This is a genomic window from Allomuricauda sp. TY007, assembly GCF_010468565.1.
GTDB lineage: Bacteria > Bacteroidota > Bacteroidia > Flavobacteriales > Flavobacteriaceae > Flagellimonas.
Map to the genome: position 1 here is coordinate 54,354 of NZ_WUEG01000016.1, position 19,289 is coordinate 73,642.

Genomic DNA, 19,289 nt, shown 5'->3' on the forward strand with positions numbered 1-19,289 from the left:
ACAAAAAAATGCAAACCCAGAAGAACATAGATTTGCATTTTTAAAGCAATTTTGAAATTATTTATCCTATAGAAGTTAGAATATTGTTCAAAGTTTCACTAGGTCGCATAGCTTTTGAAGCCATCTCAGGGTTTGGAAGGTAATAGCCTCCGATATCCACGGGCGATCCTTGTGCGTTTATCAATTCTTGAGCAATTTTCTCCTCGTTGGATGACATTGCATCATAAACCTTGCTGAATACAGCCTTTAGTTCACCGTCTTTATCTTGTTTGGCCAGTTCTTCTGCCCAGTACAATGCAAGGTAGAAGTGGCTTCCACGCGTATCCAGTTCGTTTACTTTTCTGGATGGTGATCTGTCTTGGTTCAAGAATTCTTCAGTAGCCTTATCCAAGGCATCAGCTAAAACTTGGGCTTTTGTATTGTTGTTCTTTTCTCCAAAGAATTCCAAAGAAACAGCTAGTGCCAAGAACTCCCCAAGGGAATCCCATCTAAGGTGACCTTCTTCCAAGAATTGTTCTACGTGTTTTGGAGCGGAACCACCGGCACCGGTCTCAAACAATCCACCACCGTTCATCAACGGTACAATGGATAACATTTTGGCACTGGTACCAACTTCCAAAATAGGGAAGAGGTCGGTCAAGTAGTCTCTTAATACGTTGCCCGATACAGAAATGGTATCTTTTCCTTCCTTCATGCGCTTCAAGGTGAACTTGGTAGCTTCGATAGGGGAAAGGATTCTGATGTCCAATCCATTTGTATCGTGGTCCTTTAGGTAAAGGTTTACTTTTTTGATCAATTCGGCATCGTGTGCCCTGTTTTCATCCAACCAAAAAACGGCTGGGGTATTGGTGGCCCTGGCACGGGATACGGCCAATTTTACCCAATCCTGAACAGGGGCATCCTTTACTTGGCACATTCTCCAAATATCGCCTTCCTCAACAGCGTGTTCAATCAATGTTTCGCCAGCTGTGTTGACTACTTTTACGGTTCCAGCTTTTTCAATTTCGAAAGTTTTGTCGTGTGAACCGTATTCTTCGGCTTTTTGGGCCATTAAACCTACATTGGGAACAGTTCCCATGGTTTTGGGGTCAAAAGCACCGTGTGCCTTACAAAAATCTATAGTGGCCTGGTATACTCCAGCATAACTACTGTCTGGAATAATGGCCTTGGTATCTTGAAGCTCTCCGCTTTTGTCCCACATTTTACCTGAGTTTCTGATCATGGCAGGCATGGAGGCATCAATAATTATATCGCTAGGTACATGAAGGTTGGTAATCCCCTTGTCGGAATTTACCATAGCCAAATCGGGTCCGTTTTCTATGCTGGATTTGATGGCCTCTTCAATTTCTTTGTGCTGCTCTTCGGGCAGTTCCCCGATTTTGTCCAACAAAGTCTCTAGGCCATTGTTTGGGTTGATTCCCAATTTTTCAAAAGTATCTCCGTAGGTTTTGAACAATTCAGAAAAATATACTTTCAAAGCATGTCCAAAAATAATTGGGTCGGAAACCTTCATCATAGTAGCCTTAAAGTGCAAGGAAAGCAAGATGTTTTTTTCTCTGGCATCGGCGATTTCCTTGGTCAAGAAATCTACCAATGCTTTTTTGCTCATCACCGTGGCATCGATAACCTCACCTTGCAACAGGGAAAGTTTATCTTTAAGCACGGTTGTATTGCCCGCTGTGTCCACCAATTCAATTCGGATATCCTCGGCATGGGCCATGGTCAACGATTTTTCGTTGGCCTTAAAGTCACCATGAGACATGGTAGCTACATGGGTTTTGGAATCCGAAGACCATTCGCCCATGGTATGTGGGTGAGCTTTGGCGTAGTTTTTAACGGCTTTTGGAGCGCGTCTGTCTGAGTTGCCCTCACGAAGCACCGGGTTTACCGCGCTACCTTTTACTTTGTCGTATTTGGCCTTAATGGTTTTTTCTTCGTCTGTTTTGGGTTCATCTGGGTAATCTGGCAGTTTATAGCCTTTTCCTTGAAGTTCCTCAATGGCTTCTTTTAACTGTGGGATGGAAGCACTGATATTTGGAAGTTTGATAATGTTGGCCTCAGGGGTTTTGGCGAGTTCGCCCAAAATGGACAGGTCGTCAGAAACTTGTTGGTCCTCGGTTAACAATTCCGGAAATACGGCGGCAATTCTACCGGCCAAAGAAATATCCTTGGTTTCTACGGCAATATTGGCGGTTTCGGTAAAAGATTTTACAATGGGTAAGAATGATAATGTTGCTAAGGCAGGAGCCTCGTCTGTTTTGGTATAATAAAGTTTAGCCATTTATATGTATTTGTTTGAGCGGTTGCAAATATACGATTTATGGGCCGTGAAGCACGAATGGAAGTGGCTAAAAGTGTGTGCTTTTGATAAGAATTTGTGAAAAAAACAAAAGCCATATCATTTTTTTTACAAAAGATATGGCTTTCAGATAGGACTCAAGATTTGTTTGGTGGTACCAAAACTGCAATCTATCAGATTACATCTATTGCCCTTTCGACGTTTATACGCTGCTATGTTTTTAATTTTTCAACTAAACTACATTTTGCAAAGCGTGCTGTTGTATTCCTAAATTTTATCAAAACGGAAAATTGCTCTTCCATTCGCACATAAAATTTATTATTTCTCATTGGGTTCTGCCAAAGCACTTCCCAAATCGAAATTCCTTTTGTGATCAGTAGTGTTACCAATTAAAAGGGAATCCACAGTTTTAAAGAACGTCAACTTTAAAATTTGATATAATCGTGATGGTATCACCATCATATCTTCTGCTAAAGTAGAGCGTAAAATTAAATTCAGCAACTTTTCAAAGCATTAAAAATCAACACAATATGAACCATAGTTATTAACAATTGTTCATAAAAAAAGCACCCAATTTGGGTGCTTTTACATGTTGTAGTGGATATTGATTATCCCTTAACTTCTTTGATACGTGCCTTTTTACCGGTAAGACCTCTAAAGTAGAAGATTCTAGATCTACGTACTTTACCTTTTTTGTTTACTTCAATTCTTTGCAAAGCCGGCATGTTTACCGGGAAAATTCTTTCCACACCTACGGTACCTGACATTTTGCGGATGGTAAAGGTTTCAGTGGCACCGCTCCCTCTACGTTGTATCACTACACCTTTAAAGAACTGGGTACGTGTTTTTTCACCTTCTTTGATTTCGTAATAAACAGTGATGGTATCACCAGCTGAAAATTTTGGAAATTCTTTTTTTGGAACAAATTCGTCTTCAACAAATTTTACTAAGGATTCCATTTTTGTTTTTTTTAGCGTTTTTTACAAGACCAACTTTCACGGATTTCGTCAGAGGTTGATTTTGAGATTGCAAAAGTAATGCAATATTTAGAAATTGCAAGTGGTTTTTTCCGTTTTTGAGCTCCGAACTGCTTTTATTTTCCTAAAAGGTCGGGCCTTCTTTGCTGGGTACGTTCCAAAGCTTGTTGTTCCCGCCATTTTTCAATTTCGGGAAAGTTGCCGCTCAAGAGAATTTTCGGCACTTCCATTCCCTTGTATTCCGATGGTCTTGTGTACACGGGCGGAGCCAATAGGTTATCCTGAAAAGTATCCGTGAGGGCAGAGGTTTCATCGTTCAACACGCCAGGTAACAATCGAATTACGGCATCGCACAATATGGCGGCCGCAAGTTCACCTCCCGACAACACATAATCGCCAATGGAAATCTCACGGGTAACAAACATATCTCTTACCCGTTGGTCCACACCTTTGTAATGACCACAAAGCACAATAATGTTCTTTTTCATGGAAACCTCATTGGCCATTCCCTGGTTGAGCGTGTTGCCATCTGGCGTCATGTAAATGACTTCGTCGTACTCCCTTTCGGATTTTAGTTGGGAAATGCATTTATCGATTGGTTCTACCATCATTACCATGCCTGCACCTCCTCCAAACTGATAATCATCTACCTGTTTGTAGTTTCCAGTGGAGTAGTCCCTTAAATTGTGAAAATGTACCTCTACCAACCCTTTTTCTATGGCCCGTTTTAAAATGGAGGCTTCAAAAGGGCTTTTTAAAAGTTCGGGAAGTACGGTTATAATGTCGATGCGCATGGACATGGCTGCAGTATTAATTCACCCCAAAAGTAGTGAATGCTGGCAATAACAATAAGTGTAAAATACATTTTTACACCTTGTCGGCTTTTCGTTTTTTAATTAATTCCTCGAGGTAACTCAATTGTTTCAAGAAATTTTAGAGCATTTTCTTCCACAAATGGCTTAGAGGCTTTCCTTGGATTCCATCCATTTGAATTAAAATATTTAATGAGTTCAGCTATTACGGCTGGTCGATTCAAATTAATATCAACATGGTCCGTTTGTGGTTTCTTGTCGGCTCTAGGTTTAAACAACCAAATCACCCCGTCTGGGTAACCAACACACCACTTTTCTTTTTCAATATCAGTTTTTAGAATTAAGTTATCTTCTTCTCTGAAAAACAACTGAAGTGGTGAATTTTTGAATCCTTCAAGATAAACAGTGACCTTTTCGACACATTTTGAGTATTCAAATTCAGTTAAATGATGGTGCTCGCGTTTCCACAAATAAGTTTCACCATCTATTTTGATTTTTCTTAATTTATTTTTCATTCATCTTGTACTTAATGAAAGCGGAATCTTGGTATAAAAGAAAGGCTTCCTTTTTGGGGAAGCCTTTATTCTTATTTTTTCTGTTTGTTGAGCTCGTCCTGAAGCTGGCGGCTGATCTTTTGCTCACGCTCCAAAGCCCGTCGCCTATGGTTTTGGTATTCTTCCTCTAAATCGGCAAGGGCAGATTTGGCTTGTTGCGTCAAGAAATTACTATTTCTAAATCGGTAGATAAAGAATAGCAAAAGCAGCAACAATCCAAAAATGATGGACCACAGGATAAAATTATAGGTTCCTTTGCTGATCAGGGCACCAAAAAATGAAATACTGTCCTTTTCTTCGGTAACGGCGTTCAGTTTATTGGTGGTTTCCTGCAATTTGCCGTTAAGGTCCTCTATTTCGGCATCGTTGGCCGTAATGGTTGCCGATAGATCTTTGATGGTTCTGTTGGCAGTTTCTATGGAATCAAAAATGTTCTTCTTGGTTTCGTAGAGATCTGACAACTTAACGACTTCGTAGCGGATACCATTGGCCCGGTAGTTCCCCGACTTTCTTTCCAACTCTTCCAATTGTCCCCTTAGGGTATTGTCTACTTCATCGGTAGATTCCTCTTCCTGGGCGTGGATAGTGATGGATGGGATAAGTAAGGCTAAGGCAAATAAAATGCGTAAATACTTCATGTTCAATAATGTTCTCGTATTAAATTTAGATTAAGGGTGGGACGAAATTACATCAATATAGCAAATTTCAAAAAAGAAAACTGCTTCTTTGAACAAATTCGTACCCTACTAATAATACGTATAACGCCTAACTTTCGCTATATATTTTGCCAATCGAACTACTTGATGGGAATATCCATACTCATTATCGTACCAAATATAGAGCACAACATTTTTACCTCCGGGTGAAACAATGGTGGCCTTACTGTCATAAATTGATGGTGCCGTGGTGCCTACAATATCCGAAGAAACCAATTCATTGCTCAATGCATATTTGATTTGTTCCACCAAATCCCCCTCCAAGGCATATTTTTTAATCAGTGTATCCACCCCTTCTTTTGATGTTTTGTTCTTTACCTCCAAATTAAGAATGGCCAATGAACCATTGGGAACTGGAACCCTGATTGCGTTTGAGGTCAGCTTTCCCTTTAAAGATGGGAGTGCCTTGGCAACGGCAGAACCGGCCCCTGTTTCGGTAATTACCATGTTGAGGGCTGCTGCACGACCGCGGCGATACTTTTTGTGCATATTGTCCACCAAATTTTGGTCGTTTGTATAGGCATGGATGGTTTCCAAATGTCCTTTTTTGATGCCCAAAGAATCCTCGATTACTTTTAAAATGGGGGTAATGGCATTGGTGGTACACGAAGCGGCGGAGTAGATTTTAGTTTTGTCTGGGTCAAAATCCTTGTGGTTTACGCCATGTACAATATTGGGCACTTCTTTACCGGGAGCGGTAAGCAATACTTTGCTGGCTCCTTTGGATTTTAGGTGTCTGGATAGTTCCTTGTTGTCCCTAAAAGCCCCTGTATTGTCAATAATTAAGGCATTGGTAATACCATGTATGGTGTAATCGATATCCTCGGGTTGATTGGCGCTTATAATCTTTACTGTGGTACCATTGATTACAAGGGCTTGTTTTTCCTCGTCAACGTCCACAGTTCCCGTAAAAGGGCCGTGTACCGAATCGGTTTTAAGAAGGGCCGCTCTTTTTTCGAGCACGTCTTTGTTCAATCCCCCTCTAATTACAATGGCACGTAATCGCAACTGGTTGCCCCTACCGGTTTTGGCCATGAGTTCTCTTGCCACCAAACGGCCTATACGTCCAAAGCCATAGAGCACAACATCTTTTGGTTTTATGGCCTTGGTGGATTGTGCATCCTTTAGCTTGTCGATAACAAAGGCCTTTACATTTAAATGTGCATTTTGATTGGAATGGTACTCATAGGTCAACTTGCCAATGTCCAGTTTAGCGGGAGGGAGGTTGATGTCGTTGATCGCCCTTAAAATTTCCACGGAATCGAAAATGGACATGGGTTTTTGGACAAATTCGCCAGCGTACTCGTGCAGGTTGATAATGTCGCTCACATTTTTGTCTATGATCTGATTTTTGAACAAAACCACCTCAATGGCCTTATCGTACCAGAGATCGCTTATGATTTTTATAAATTCTGTGGTTGCTTTTCTTCTATCTGCTTGAAAGGCAAGTTCTTTTTCGTAAGAAACATTGTTGTTCATTGATGATGGGTTGCGTTTGTGAAGTTGTAATTTTGGCTAAATTATATATTTCAAACGTTTTCGTAAAACATATTGGGCATAAAAAAAGCGCCTTGTTTAAAGACGCTTTCAAGTGTTTTTTCTGCACTTTTACTGAAGTATCATATGTTCCTTTTCACCATTCTCATTGATCATGGTAAAACTGGTTCGTCCGTATCTGGATATTTCTCCAAAGTATTTTTTGGCATCGTTTATATCGTTGACTTTATTGCCATCAACTTCAATGATTACTTTGTTTCTTAAATCGTACCTTCCATAACTTTCGGGGACATCGGTAATTTTTACGCCTTTGGACACTCCAAACTTTTTAATGTCTTCTTTGGACAGGTTTTTCACTCTAAAAGAAGTGGCGGGAAGGATGACGCTGTTTTGTTTTTTTAAGGTTACATTTTTAACTAGGCTTTTTCCATCTCTGTCCAAGGTAAGTTCAACCACATCACCAGGTCTTTTTGCAGAAAGATAACCTGTAAGTTCCGAGAATTTTCCAATATCTATATTGTCAATTTTTTTGATGACATCTCCTTCCTTCAAACCGGCATCATCTGCACCGGACTCTTCTTCCACACTAGAAACATAAACACCTTCCAAGTCGTCAATTCCCATTTCCATGGCAGCTTCAGGGTTTAGGTTCCCCCCTCGAATACCCAAAAGTCCTTTTTGTACGTTGCCATACTCCATAATGTCTTCCACTACTTTTTTGGCAATATTGCTGGGTACGGCAAAGGCATATCCGATATATGAACCTGTTTGAGAAGTAATAGCTGTATTGATTCCGATAAGGTCACCGTTGGTGTTTACCAAGGCACCACCACTATTTCCGGGGTTAACGGCAGCATCTGTTTGAATAAAGGATTGAGCCCCTGTTCGGGAAAGCGACCTTGCTTTGGCGCTTACAATTCCTGCAGTTACGGTTGACGTTAGGTTAAACGGATTGCCAACGGCCAATACCCATTCCCCGATTTTTGTATTGTCGGAATCTCCAAAAGCCAAATAGGGCAGAGCCTCTTCGGCATCAATTTTTAGAAGGGCAATATCTGAATCGGGGTCTGTACCGATTACTTCCGCCTCGTAGGATTTGTTATTGTTCAGCACCACTTCCAATTGACTTGAATTCGCAATTACGTGGTTATTGGTTACGATATATCCATCTGGAGAAATGATAACCCCGGATCCTGTTCCCACTTGTGGGGTTTGTTGGCGCTCATACCCATAAAAGAATTCAGCTATGCTGGATGGCCCTCTACTGCTTATGGTCATATTTTTAACGTGCACCACGGAGTTGACCGTTTTTTCGGCAGCGATGGTGAAATCAGCTTCGTTGATTCCGGCACCTTTGGCCGAAGTGTTCAAATTGCTCGTCGTAACAAAGGGTACTTCTTGTTCCGAAGTGACCCACTTATAGTTTTCTTTCTCAAAAAATAATTTGTAAGCCCCCAATGTAATTGCGCCAGCAAATACGGATACTAGGAATAAACTCGCTATTTTCTTCATAATTCTATAATTATTTAACATTAAGCTCCAAACAAAATTAAAATAATTCAATTTTTGATCAGGTCGGTTTAACGCTGTTTTAACTCCAAAAAAAACCTTAAATAATCCCATATATTTGTTCCTTTGTAGATAATCATGGAACTACAGTTTTTTAAATATCAAGGAACGGGAAACGATTTTGTAATTATCGACAATCGTCAACAAATATTTCCCAAAAATAATACCAAGCTCGTTGAGAAGCTTTGCGACCGAAGATTTGGCATAGGAGCAGATGGGCTGATACTTCTTGAAAATGACAATATGTCGGATTTTAAGATGGTTTACTACAATGCCGATGGAGCTGAAAGCAGTATGTGCGGAAACGGAGGACGTTGTTTGGTGGCCTTTGCCCATTATTTGGGTGTGATTGATAGCGAAGCCACCTTTAATGCGGTTGATGGTTTGCACCATGCCACGGTAGAAGGAGATATTGTTAACTTAAAGATGATCGATGTAGATAAAATCCACGAAAAACAGAACCATAGTTTTTTGGATACCGGTTCCCCACACCATGTGCAAATCGTAACAGCACTGGAAAAGTTTGATGTACAAAAAGAAGGCAAAAAACTCCGTTACGGATTATATGGTCAGCCTGGAAGTAATATTAACTTTGTGGAGCAGACCAACGGCGATACTTTTGATGTACGGACCTACGAAAGGGGAGTGGAGGGCGAGACCTTTTCCTGCGGTACAGGGGTAACCGCCGTGGCCTTGGCCATGCACCAATCTGGTAAAACCGCTGCCAACGAAGTCCATATCCATACCATTGGAGGGGATTTGGCCATTTCTTTCGAGAAAAAAGATGGAAAATACAGCAATATCTATTTAAAAGGTCCAGCCGTACAAGTATTTAAAGGAACTATCGAATGCTCAATCTAAAAGGAGAACAAATCTATTTGAGAGCTTTGGAGCCTACCGACCTCGATTTTCTGTACAAATTGGAAAACGACACATCGGTCTGGGAGGTGAGCGGTACGCTAAAACCTTATTCCAAAAAGGTGCTTCAATTATACCTGGACAATGCCCACAGGGATATTTACGATGTAAAACAATTACGATTGTGCATCAGTAATCATCAAGATGAATGTATCGGGTTGATTGATTTATTCGATTTTGACCCGAAACATCGAAGGGCCGGTATTGGAATCATTATTGTGGAACCTGGGGACCGAAACAAAGGTGCAGGAGCAGAAGCGTTGTCGCTTTTGTGTGACTATGCTTTCTCCACTTTGGATTTACATCAATTATATGCCAATATCTTGGAGGATAATGAAGCCAGTATCCATTTGTTTCAAAAAATGGGGTTTGAGGAAATCGGTATCAAAAAGGAATGGATAAGAACCAACCAAGGGTTCAAGAACGAAATAATGTATCAAAAGATCAATACAAATGAATCTTAAGAAAGTACTTTGGGCAACGGCTATCCTCGGATTGTTGATCTGCGGTTTTATTGCCTATCAAATTTACAGTGCCATTTTTAGTCCCAATACCCAGTTCAATAATGATGAAGCCTTTGTTTACATTGAAACGGATGCATCGTTCAGTGATGTAAAAACTTCATTGGAACCTTTGTTGCAAGATTTGTCGACTTTTGAGGCCGTCGCCAAGCGTAAAGGCTACACAACCAATATAAAAGCGGGAAAATACGCTTTGAAAAAAGGGATGAACAACAACGAGATCATCAATACTCTGCGCAGTGCCAATATCCCTGTGCAAGTGTCTTTTAACAATCAAGAGTCCTTGGCCCTGTTAGCAGGAAGGATTTCAGAGCAAATTGAAGCTGATAGTCTTTCTTTGCTTCAAACATTTAACGATTCTGTTTTTTTGGAAGAGACCAAGTTTGACGAAGACACCAAACTGGCCATGTACATTCCAAATACCTACGAATTTTTCTGGAATACCGACGCCACGAGTTTTAGGGACAGAATGCGCACCGAATATGAGCGCTTTTGGAACGATGAACGCCAGCAAAAAGCTGAAAATATAGGTCTTACTCCCAATGAGGTTACTGCTCTGGCAGCCATAGTTCAAAAGGAAACCGCCAAGGTGGATGAACGTCCACGGGTGGCCGGTGTTTATTTGAATCGAATAAAGCGAGGTATGTTGTTGCAGGCCGACCCCACGGTAATTTTTGCCATCAAAAAGGAAACGGGCAACTACGATACCATTATAAAAAGAGTGCTTTTCCGTGACTTGGAAATGGATTCACCCTACAACACCTATAAATATGCAGGGGTTCCTCCAGGTCCGATTACCATGCCGGACATCACTTCAATAGACGCTGTTTTAAACCCTGAAAAGCACGACTATCTCTATTTTGTGGCCGACGTTTCCAACTTCGGGTATCATAAATTTGCCAAAACCTTGGCGCAACACAACCGAAATAAAGTGCAATATACCCGTTGGTTGAACCAACAAAGAGTGATGAGATAGTGCTCTTTGCCGTTGATTTTCATCACTTTAACGGATTTTAAGCCCTATTTAAGAAATCTTTATGAGCTTTAGGGTATCCGTTAAGATAACTCCCCCTATATTTGCCGGCCAAATTGATTTTTGATACGTATATAGTATTGAGATCACAAATATGAACATTATGAAAAGATGGATAGGTTTTATACTGCATCTTGCCATGATCGTAGTTTTGACAAGTTTTGGTTCTTATACCGTAATGAGGAAAGGGGATGTTGAAATCCCTGAATCATTGAAGGTTACAACCAATCTGGAATTCTTTGCACCGCAAGATTCCGTTGAACTTCTTGACGAGGACGAGGTAACACCTCCTTTTCTGGGCAAAGCCTTTAATGGCTTTAAAGAAGCGCTCGCTTTTAAAGAATCCCAGGGTAAATATCATAGCGTAAACACATTGGGATATTTGGGTAAATACCAGTTTGGTAGTAGTACCTTAAATTTGATGGGCGTTTACGATATGGATGAATTTTTGGACAGCCCAGAACTTCAGGAAAAAGCCTTTATGGCCAATATTGCCCGTAACAAATGGATTCTGCGAAGAGATATTAAACGCTTCAACGGAAAAACCATTGGGGGAATTAAAGTAACGGAATCCGGTATTTTGGCTGCGGCACATTTGGCCGGAGCAGGAAACGTGAAGAAGTACCTACGATCGTATGGACAAAACGATGTAACCGATGCTTACGGAAGTAGTATATCGTATTATATGAAAAAATTTGCGGGTTACGATATTTCAAACATCAAACAGCAGAAAAATGCCAAAGTATAATTGGCTAAGAATTGTAACTAAAAAAGCCCTGATTTTTCAGGGCTTTTTTATTGGTACTGAAAATAACCCAATCCCGATTTTTAGGTCAGGTTTTCTATAAAACTAATATAATTTCAAGCTGATCTCTTAGCACGTATGGGTATTCTATACTTTATACTCTGTTCTAGGCTATTCAAAGCTTTAAGGCATGGTTGATTTTATTTCGAGTTTTGATTTAATCAGAGCCAAACTTTCTTTAACTTTCCGCTCTTCACAATTATCCAACAAAATTTCTTTAAACTCGTTTTTAACAACCATGCAAATTCGAGGAACTTCTTTGATAACTTTTCCAAAACCTAACCCAGAAGGCAAAAAAAGCGATATGCCCATCGTAAGCATTGAACTTGCCGTATTAATTTCTTCTTTTTTGTAATAAATGGAACTTATGTCGGAAATATAGAATGTTCTACGTTGTTTTCTATCGGATTTATCTTCGATGCGAAAAGAATCATCGTGTACTTCAATGATAAATGCAGGTTTTTTTCTAAGCTGAATTCTTTGCATTGTTATAGCCTTGCGTGAATATAAAAATAATATCCATGAATTAGTTTCACTGACTGGTTGTAATTTTGAACAGTTTAAGATATATCTGTGAGAAATATGATCATGTATATGGTTTGACCCGTATTATTGGTTGAAATCAGGATTCATTTTCAAAATATTTGTTAGGTGACTTGCTTTATAACCTTTTGGCAACTTTTTATCATTTAAGAAAAGTGATGGAGTCGACTCTATTTTGACCTTATCCGACCAAACATAGGAATGTTCCAAAATAGTTTTTGATAAATCATGGGATTCATGAGGATACTTGTTTATTAAAGCTTTAATGTCTTTAAATTGGAACCAGTCAAGAAGAATATCTATAAATGATTCTTTATTTGAAAGATATAGATCGATTAGATATTTTGAGATAAAAATTACAGTTTTGTCCATCGAATTAATATTCCCAGTGAATCGAATTACAACTTTCGCATATTTTGGGTGACCATCCAAAAGTTCTAAAATATCCAGATATTCTTTTTTGCAAGCTGGACAAAATGGATTCATGGCTACAGTTAGAGTGTTCTGGGAATGGTTGTTTCCGAGAATTACTTCGGCCTGAAGAAAATCCATAGTTACAGTTGGTTGTTTTTCTAATAGAACTTGAAAAACCTTCAAGTCGTTAAATAATCTAAGGTTAGAGTAATGTAAACTTTCGAATTTAAGAGATTTTGACAGGATTACTTTAAGATTGGACCAAACTACAATCATTAAAGCAAAACTTATTCCCAAAAGGTAAAAGCTGGTAACTGAGGAAGGATAATTATAATCGGTATCGGTTAAGATTAAATAACCCAAAAAACCATTTAATATGAGAACAAGAACGGTTCCTAGACATAGAATACACCATTTTTTCAGAACGATTCCTTGATAGCCAATCGAATAAAGGGATAAGGGTAAGGAGGTTATTCCCAATATAGCCACTATGGCAGACAAGGAGGCGAAAATCTCAGAAGATAAAAAAGGCATGAGAAGTATGATAAAAGTAACTGATGAAAAAAATATAATTACCAAGTCAGTCAAGGAAAGCCAGCTAAATATTTTTGCGCCTTTCGAGTTTAAAACGCTATCACAATCCATCCTAGTACCCACTTTACAAAAAGGATATTCGGTGTTCTTATTAATCTCCTTCACACCTAAAAGCGCACCAAAGAATAGTCCGGTTAAATGGGTTAGAAACATTATTTTTAAAAAGACACTGTTCAGGCTTACCAAAGTATAGCTGGAAATCAGGATTAACAAGGCTATTGTAAAAAGAGATTTCAGCTTATTGAGTTTTTCTGTAGTTCTTTTTTTAAGATATTCATTTTCTTTTAATTCAGATGAAGCGTCTACCAAGACCACTAACCCATCCCAATTGGTCTCAAAATCTGTTATAGATTTTAATTTTCCAGTGGTTGTAAAAAATTTGATGGTTTCTCCCTGAATATTTTTGACCAGGAGACAATCTGTGTTTTTAGAGATAGCCAAAAAAGGGGTTTCCAATTGACCCAACTGTTCCCTTTTGACCCTGACCGCCTTGTTCTCCAACCCAAAATTCCCAAGGGTATTGGTGAGGGAAAACAAACTGGGATACTTAGGATGCTGTAATAACTTATCCTTAATGGAACTATATGTTATCCTGGCCCCCAGCAAAAGAAAAAGTTTATAAACGGTCAAGGCCATGGGGTGTTTTTTGTTTTTTATCATGGTTCAAGAGAGTTGACTGTTAACAAGACGATAGTAAGCACCCTTTTGGCCCAACAATTCACTGTGTTTCCCCTCTTCCATAATCCGTCCATTTTCCAATACGACAATTTTATCAGCTTTTTTTACTGTACTCAATCGGTGTGCAATAACAACAACAGTTTTATTCATGGTTGCCTTTGTAAGATTTTCAATGATTAACTTTTCGTTTTCGGCATCAAGTGAGTTAGTAGCTTCATCCAAAAAGATGAAATTTGGTTTTTTGTATAAGGCTCGTGCAATTAAAATTCTTTGTTTTTGTCCTTGGCTTAAGCCTACACCTTCAATGCCGATTTTCGTTTGATATTTTAAGGGTAGGGATTCAATCCAATGATGGATGTTCGCAATACGGGCTGCTTCCATTGCGTACCCAATGTCAATTCCATCATAAGTTTTTAGAACAATATTGTTTAATATGGTATCTGAAAAGATGTAATTATCTTGCATTACAACACCACATTGCTCTCTCCAATGGTATTGTTTTATACTGTTGATATTGATGTTGTCTACAGTTATATTTCCTTCTGTTGGTTTGTACAGTTGAAGCAATAATTTCAGTAAGGTAGTCTTTCCACTACCGCTGGCCCCAACTATTGCCGTGGTTTTGTTTTGAGGAATTTCTAAATTGACAGAATCCAGAACTCTAGGGGAGTGTGGACCTTCGTATTGAAAAGAAACCTTGTCCAAAATGATATTTTTATCTTTTGGAAGAGAGGAATAGAGCATAGTTTTCTCATCGTCTTCCTTATCGATTACCTCGCTCAATCTTTCTAAACTGATTTTGGCGTCTTGATAAGAGTGTGTTAATCCCAAAAACGAACTCAAAGGTGCTTGGATTTGTCCTAAAATAAATTGTACGGAAAGCATCATGCCCAAAGTCATTGATCCTTCGATGACAGATAAAGCTACTATAAGACTTATTACGATGCCGACTGTGGAGTTTATTATCGTTGCCCCTGAGGATTGGAATTGGTTCCATATCAGTTTCTTTTTACTGAGCTTATATTTATGGGATTGTACTCGTTCCCACTCCCAGCGCTTCTCCTTTTCTATGTTATTAAGAATAATCTCTCTGGCCCCATAGAACAGTTGCAAAATTTTGTTTTCACTATCTGCGGCTATTTTAAAGCCTTCGTGGTCAAACTCTCTCCTTTTTTTTAGAAAAAGTAGTATCCATCCTATATAAAGTCCATTGCCCAGCAGGAATATTAATAATATTCTATAGTTATAATAGGCAAGGATGGAGGTGTATATAACAAAGTTAAAGGTGGAAACAATTACGGAGAATAGGGACTGATTTAAAAAAGCTTCTATTCTGGAATTGTCACCAATTCGTTTGGTAATGTCTCCAACTGTCTTCAATTCAAAAAAAGTAAATGGCATGGTCATAAGTTTTGCAACATATCCTATTACAAAGGATAAACTAACCCGAATACTTAAATGAAGTGAAATCCATGCTTGTATAAAAGATATTACGGTGCTACCAACAGTCAGCATTAATTGTGCTGCCAAAACCAGATAAATGAACTGAACATTTCTGCCCAAAATACCTATATCAACAATAGATTGGGTAATAAAAGGTGTCAGTAAGCTTACCAAACTAGAAAAAATAATTGCAAAAAATATCTGCAACAACAAGTTTCTGTGTGGTAAAAAATATTTTAAAAAATGTGAGAACGTAGCTTTCTCACTGTCTTCAACTGGACTTGCAACAAAAAGTCGGACATTTTTTCTAAGACCTATGCTACATTTTTAAATTGATAAAATTCTTGTTCTACTTCATAAGGAGTCTTATACCCTAAAAAAGAGTGCAAACGTTTTCTATTATACCATATCTCGATGTACTCAAAAACAGCGGTCTTGGCCTGCTCTATAGTTTTAAAATCATCATCATAAATAAGTTCTACCTTTAATGTTTTAAAGAAGGATTCAGCAACTGCATTGTCCCAACAATTTCCCTTTCTACTCATAGATTGGGTCACCAACGGGTTGGATTTAATAAATGTTCTAAATGTTTTTGAGGCGTATTGTATCCCCCGATCTGAGTGGAATATTAAATCGATGTTTATATTGCGTTTGCTTATGGCCATTTTCCATGCAGGGATGATAGTTTGACTGGTATGCAAGCTTGCACTTAATGACCAACCTATTACCTGTCTATCAAACAAATCGATAATAGTGGTCAGGTACAGCCACCCTTGATTGGTCTGGATGTAAGTGATATCGCTGACCCAAGCTTCATTTAGCCTGCTGGGATTAAAGTTTCTGTCGAGTAAATTTCTGTGCAAACCGGATATTTGTGGTTGGAATCCGTGGTTGCCTTAAACTTCCTTTTGTGTTTGCTTGTCCAATTGTTCGCCCTCATGATTTTTGCTACTCTGCACCTGGATATACAGTAGCCTTTGCGCTTTAGTTGCTCCGCTATCCTTGTGGAGCCATAACGTTGTTGGCTCAGGTCAAATTCCTTTTTTATCAAATCCGTGAACAGGCTATGTTCCAGTGCCCGTTTTGACGGGCCACCCGTGTACCATCTATAAAAACTGCTCCTACTTACTTTAAAAACCTTGCACATCCTCTCGATGGGGTATAAATGCCTATAACTGGCTATAAATCCATAGATTTCCCATCGCTCTTGGAGAAGATGTGCACGGCCTTTTTTAATATCTCAAGTTCGAGCTCCTTTTCTTTAAGCGCCTTGCGCAGTCTTTTAACCTCCAATATATCATCAGGTATTGGTCTTTCTGGCTTGGGGGATGTCGTTGTTTTGGCTGCCTTCCGCCATTTATATATCCTTTGGACTTCTATACCTAACTCGTCTGCCAGTTCTTTTATGTTCTCTCGTTGGTAACTTAACCGAACTGCTTGCTCCTTTAATTCAGGACTGTAATAGCGTTTTTTCATGTTTCTAAGATATTTTTTTGTGACAAACAGTCTTAAATTTTATGTCCGAGTAAAGGTAGCAACTCCACAAGTCTATTCGGGTGCCCAACGATTTTAACCCTATGCTCTCTGCTGCATGGCTGATTCCCATGAGGGACACTCCTTCTCGCGTTATATAACTTTCGCTTCGCAGTTTGTCCAACGAAATTTCTTTGCCAAAATGTTTTGCTACCATGCGAAGGCAGGTAGGCCCACAGTCCATTAGGTCAAACTGTTTGAATGTTTTGAACTTGGTCACGGATTCCGATTGGTTTTAGTTTCTAAAAAGATTTTCAAACTGGTAAAAAACACGTTGCAACAGACTTTGGTCTTTGGTAATAATATCGGCAGTTGCGCCCAAACGCTGTTTAAAAACAATTTTGTTGTCGTAGTTGGTCACAAGCTTTTGCGGTAGGTCTATAACTATGTTATAGGTATTTTCCATGGGTATTTCCGAAATTCGTTTTACAACGCCTTCTACGGTGCCAAACTCATGGTAAGGATAAGCATCCAATTTTAGTACCACTTTGTCACCTTTTTTTACTTTACCGGCATTTTCCGAAGGTAAAACCCCAGTGGCTTGTAATTTGTCCTGTTGTAGTGGGATAATGGTAAGTATGCGCTCGCCCGAAGCTAAAAAATCTCCCTCGTTTAAATTGTTAAAGTAGGAAAGTTTACCTTTTATGGGAGGTTTTATAAGGTATTGCAGTTCCCACTGCTCCATTTGGCTTTTAAGTTCGTTAAGGGTGTTTTGGTAGGCCAATTGTAATTGTTGCTCGTGTTCTTTTTGTTGCAGTCCCAGTTCCAATATCTCCCGTTCCAAATTGGCTATGGACAATCTTTCTGAGTTCAATGCCTTATGGTCGTTGGCATATCCCATTTCCTTTTGTGCCAAGGTCTGCTTTACCTGTTCAAATTCGGAGGCCGAAATAACGCCTTTATCGTAAAGTTGCTTGTAGCGATTGAACTCGGTTCTTTTGGACTCAAAGTCTTTACGGCTGCTACCAAGGTAGTTTTCGACAAAACGCAGTCCGCGTGTATTGCCCGAAGCAATTTTTTTTAGGCTCTCAATCCTTTTGTCAAAGGGTCTCTCCCTATTGTAGTATTCCAACCGTAGGCGGGCCAGGGCAAAACTGTTATAGGCAGGTTGTAGGCTGCCAAGGCTGTCCAACCAATGGCGGGTATCGTTTTTATCTGCTGCTCCAATAGTTCCCATAGTTTCTTGCAGCAATAAAAATTGACCATAATGGGTGGTGCTTTCCAACAATAGGATGGGGCTGTTCTTGGAGACCGTGTCGTTCTCCTTGTGCCCAAAAACCTTTGCTATGGGGGCGTTGATCTTGGAAAGAATATCGATTGGAGGGCGCGGAGTAACAATAGTAACCTTGGCCACCAGCACATCGGGGTATTTAACCAACCAAGCCGCCACCAAAAACAGTAAAAGCAATAGTAGCATACCGCCTATGCCACAACGTATCAGCCAGTTGGGTTTCTTTTCTATCAGTTCATTTATATGGGGGCTAAATGGGTGTTTTGTCGAATTTTCTTCAAAATCCATTGCGAAAAATAATATTTATAAGTAGGTTTAGCAATATTAATTAAAAAAACATTAACCATTATGAGTATCAAAAAATTAAGTTTAAACGATTTTGAAGCAGTTCCTGTTGGAGAACTTTTGGAAGTAAAAGGAGGAGCCTCAATTATGCACATGCCCGCCGATGATGGTGGGGTAGGATGTTGTTGTGGCGGGTATTATATTCCTATTGATGGAAGTGGAATTGTAAATGCTACCAATAGCCAAATCGCCGAATTGGGCAGGGCAGCAGAAGATGGATGGAATGCTTCTGTTGAGTTGGCCGAAGTAATGTGGAATATTTCGACAAGGAATGCGGAGGCTTTAATTGAGTCGGTCTTACCTCTTGCCATTCCTCCAGTTTATGACTTACCCATTTATAATCAAGAATATAATCAAGAATATGATTTGGGGCCAACATCGGTATATAATGAATGCAATTAAATAATGAACAATGATTTTGTATTATTGGGTTTGAAGATTCTTTCTTCAAACCCTGTTTTTATTTGTACTTAAGCCATATGGGGATTATCAAATCAATATATAGAGATGTTTTACTGTTATTATTAATTATATCAGTTTCTGCATTTTCATCACATATATCTCCACACTTAGGATATAAACTTTTTGGAGACGTACAGTATTCAACTTTTGTATTGCCAATATTTTGTATAAGTATTTTATTCTTCGTTTTGGTTTTTTATGGTTTGCACAAGAGCATCGAGAGCTATGGCCTTGCTCAAATTTGTGATTTTCTTAATCTGAAAAAGATAACATTCAAAAACTTTTTAATCAGCACGGGTATTTTTTTATTGGCTATTGTATTGACCATGCTTGTCAATATGCTTT

At 39.1% G+C, this 19,289-nt stretch carries 17 protein-coding genes and 1 pseudogene; 5 read left to right on the forward strand and 13 right to left on the reverse strand.

Annotated features, from left to right (window positions below; genetic code table 11):
* Nucleotides 1–61: 61 nt before the first annotated feature.
* The 7 genes from GO009_RS15445 to GO009_RS15475 form a co-directional block, all read right to left on the reverse strand.
* A complete protein-coding gene (locus GO009_RS15445) occupies nucleotides 62–2,281 on the reverse strand; it encodes an NADP-dependent isocitrate dehydrogenase (RefSeq protein ID WP_163627493.1) in 2,220 nt (739 codons plus the stop codon).
* A 626-nt stretch (nucleotides 2,282–2,907) separates the two neighbouring features.
* Nucleotides 2,908–3,258 carry a 50S ribosomal protein L19 gene (gene rplS / locus GO009_RS15450; protein ID WP_163627495.1) on the reverse strand — a complete coding sequence of 117 codons (351 nt, stop codon included), beginning with the start codon at nucleotides 3,256–3,258 and terminating at the stop codon, nucleotides 2,908–2,910.
* 134 nt (nucleotides 3,259–3,392) lie between these two features.
* Nucleotides 3,393–4,070 carry a tRNA (guanosine(37)-N1)-methyltransferase TrmD gene (trmD, locus tag GO009_RS15455; RefSeq protein ID WP_163627525.1) on the reverse strand — a complete coding sequence of 226 codons (678 nt, stop codon included), beginning with the start codon at nucleotides 4,068–4,070 and terminating at the stop codon, nucleotides 3,393–3,395.
* Nucleotides 4,071–4,168: 98 nt separating this feature from the next.
* Nucleotides 4,169–4,603, reverse strand: coding sequence for a hypothetical protein (locus GO009_RS15460; RefSeq protein WP_163627497.1), 435 nt, complete (start codon nucleotides 4,601–4,603; stop codon nucleotides 4,169–4,171).
* Nucleotides 4,604–4,674: 71 nt separating this feature from the next.
* On the reverse strand, nucleotides 4,675–5,280 hold the full coding sequence (locus GO009_RS15465; protein WP_163627499.1) for a tRNA (guanine-N1)-methyltransferase: 606 nt from the start codon (nucleotides 5,278–5,280) through the stop codon (nucleotides 4,675–4,677).
* A 108-nt stretch (nucleotides 5,281–5,388) separates the two neighbouring features.
* Nucleotides 5,389–6,837 carry a glyceraldehyde-3-phosphate dehydrogenase gene (locus GO009_RS15470; protein WP_163627501.1) on the reverse strand — a complete coding sequence of 483 codons (1,449 nt, stop codon included), beginning with the start codon at nucleotides 6,835–6,837 and terminating at the stop codon, nucleotides 5,389–5,391.
* Nucleotides 6,838–6,966: 129 nt separating this feature from the next.
* On the reverse strand, nucleotides 6,967–8,367 hold the full coding sequence (locus GO009_RS15475; protein WP_163627503.1) for a S1C family serine protease: 1,401 nt from the start codon (nucleotides 8,365–8,367) through the stop codon (nucleotides 6,967–6,969).
* A 135-nt stretch (nucleotides 8,368–8,502) separates the two neighbouring features.
* Between GO009_RS15475 and dapF the strand changes: the two genes are divergently transcribed.
* The 4 genes from dapF to GO009_RS15495 all read left to right on the forward strand — a co-directional run bounded on the left by dapF (nucleotide 8,503) and on the right by GO009_RS15495 (nucleotide 11,644).
* Nucleotides 8,503–9,285, forward strand: a complete 783-nt coding sequence (dapF, locus tag GO009_RS15480; RefSeq protein WP_163627505.1) for a diaminopimelate epimerase — start codon at nucleotides 8,503–8,505, stop codon at nucleotides 9,283–9,285.
* Entirely contained in the window at nucleotides 9,273–9,806 is a 534-nt protein-coding gene (locus tag GO009_RS15485) for a GNAT family N-acetyltransferase (RefSeq protein WP_163627507.1), read from the forward strand. Before dapF ends, GO009_RS15485 begins: the two co-directional genes overlap by 13 nt.
* A complete protein-coding gene (gene mltG / locus GO009_RS15490) occupies nucleotides 9,796–10,839 on the forward strand; it encodes an endolytic transglycosylase MltG (RefSeq protein WP_163627509.1) in 1,044 nt (347 codons plus the stop codon). Before GO009_RS15485 ends, mltG begins: the two co-directional genes overlap by 11 nt.
* 160 nt (nucleotides 10,840–10,999) lie before the next feature.
* Entirely contained in the window at nucleotides 11,000–11,644 is a 645-nt protein-coding gene (locus GO009_RS15495) for a hypothetical protein (RefSeq protein ID WP_163627510.1), read from the forward strand.
* A 180-nt stretch (nucleotides 11,645–11,824) separates the two neighbouring features.
* Here the strand turns inward: GO009_RS15495 and GO009_RS15500 are convergent, their stop codons facing one another.
* The 6 genes and pseudogenes from GO009_RS15500 to GO009_RS15525 all read right to left on the reverse strand — a co-directional run bounded on the left by GO009_RS15500 (nucleotide 11,825) and on the right by GO009_RS15525 (nucleotide 18,425).
* Nucleotides 11,825–12,187: a hypothetical protein gene (locus tag GO009_RS15500; protein WP_163627512.1), complete on the reverse strand. Its 363-nt coding sequence runs from the start codon at nucleotides 12,185–12,187 to the stop codon at nucleotides 11,825–11,827.
* A 123-nt stretch (nucleotides 12,188–12,310) separates the two neighbouring features.
* A complete protein-coding gene (locus GO009_RS15505) occupies nucleotides 12,311–13,888 on the reverse strand; it encodes a vitamin K epoxide reductase family protein (RefSeq protein WP_203532466.1) in 1,578 nt (525 codons plus the stop codon).
* 27 nt (nucleotides 13,889–13,915) lie between these two features.
* Nucleotides 13,916–15,580: a peptidase domain-containing ABC transporter gene (locus GO009_RS15510; RefSeq protein ID WP_163627516.1), complete on the reverse strand. Its 1,665-nt coding sequence runs from the start codon at nucleotides 15,578–15,580 to the stop codon at nucleotides 13,916–13,918.
* A gap of 107 nt (nucleotides 15,581–15,687) precedes the next feature.
* A pseudogene (locus tag GO009_RS15515) lies at nucleotides 15,688–16,849 on the reverse strand (IS3 family transposase).
* 4 nt (nucleotides 16,850–16,853) lie between these two features.
* Nucleotides 16,854–17,126 (reverse strand): cysteine peptidase family C39 domain-containing protein, encoded by a 273-nt coding sequence (locus tag GO009_RS15520; protein WP_313790234.1) that lies wholly within the window; start codon nucleotides 17,124–17,126, stop codon nucleotides 16,854–16,856.
* Nucleotides 17,127–17,141: 15 nt separating this feature from the next.
* Nucleotides 17,142–18,425, reverse strand: coding sequence for an HlyD family secretion protein (locus GO009_RS15525; protein WP_163627518.1), 1,284 nt, complete (start codon nucleotides 18,423–18,425; stop codon nucleotides 17,142–17,144).
* Nucleotides 18,426–18,485: 60 nt separating this feature from the next.
* Here GO009_RS15525 and GO009_RS15530 point away from each other — a divergent pair, with 60 nt between their 5' ends.
* Nucleotides 18,486–18,884 carry a hypothetical protein gene (locus GO009_RS15530; protein ID WP_163627520.1) on the forward strand — a complete coding sequence of 133 codons (399 nt, stop codon included), beginning with the start codon at nucleotides 18,486–18,488 and terminating at the stop codon, nucleotides 18,882–18,884.
* Nucleotides 18,885–19,289: the final 405 nt, after the last annotated feature.